The 1,074-nt window shown below is 65.8% G+C and carries 1 protein-coding gene; it reads right to left on the minus strand.

Annotation, left to right across the window (positions count from 1 at the left end):
- Positions 1 to 1,074 (minus strand): methyl-accepting chemotaxis protein (locus tag RNA01_RS23360; protein WP_235916860.1); only part of this gene is annotated, 1,074 nt, incomplete at both ends.

The raw sequence follows: 1,074 nt of genomic DNA on the forward strand, positions 1-1,074 counted from the left end.
CCGGAGATGCGGAAGCCGCGGATCAGGTTCAGCAGTTCCTCGGTGTCGTTGGCGAGCGCCTCGGCCGAAGCCGTGGTCTCTTCGGCCATGGCCGCATTGTGCTGGGTGGCGGCGTCGAGCTGGTTCATCGACGACGAGATCGAACGCAGCGTGGTGTCCTGTTCGGAGGCCGAATGGGCGATTTTGGTGACGATGTCGCTCGCCGCCTTGATCTGGTCGGAGATGCGCTTCAGCGCCTCTCCGGCCTCGCCGACCAGCTGTACGCCGTTCTCGACCTGAGAGGACGACTTGGAGATCTGTTCCTTGATCTCCTTGGCGGCTGCTGCCGAACGCTGGGCCAGTTCGCGCACTTCCTGGGCGACGACGGCAAAGCCCTTGCCGCTTTCGCCGGCCCGCGCTGCCTCGACACCGGCGTTGAGCGCCAGCAGGTTGGTCTGGAAGGCGATCTCGTCGATCACGCCGATGATCTTGGTGATCTCGGCGGAGGACTGTTCGATGCCGCTCATGGCGCCGATCGCCTGGGCGACGACGGCGTCGGAGCGCGAGGCTTCGGTGCTGACAGAGGTGACGCGCTTTGCCGCCTCATGGGCACCTTCGGCCGTCTGGCGCACGGCAACCGTCAGCTCGTCGAGCGCCGCCGAGGTTTCCTCCAGGTTGGCGGCCTGGCGTTCGGTACGCTGCGACAGTTCGTTGGAGGCGCGACGGATCTCTTCCTTCGAGCCGGAGATGTCGACACCCTTGGAATTGACCTTGGCCATGGCGGCCTCGAGGTGGGAGAGGGCGTCGTTGAAGTTGTCGCGCAGGGCGGCATACTTCGGTCCGAGATCGCCGCAGCGGATGGTCAGATCGCCGCGGGCGAGTTCCTCGAGTGCGGCGCCGATGGTCGAGACGACGCGGGCCTGCTGGGCGGCTTCGGCCTGCTGCATCTCGGCGTTCTGGTTGCGCTCGGCGTCCAGCTCACGAGACTGTTCCTCCTGGCGTCGGGACATGGCATGGCGTTCGCGCACCTTTTCCTGCAGCGACTGGGTGGCCTTGGCCATCATGCCGACTTCATTGCCCATGTCGGTATGCGGG

The sequence above is a fragment of the Paenirhizobium naphthalenivorans genome, from assembly GCF_007992095.1.
Classification (GTDB): domain Bacteria; phylum Pseudomonadota; class Alphaproteobacteria; order Rhizobiales; family Rhizobiaceae; genus Allorhizobium; species Allorhizobium naphthalenivorans.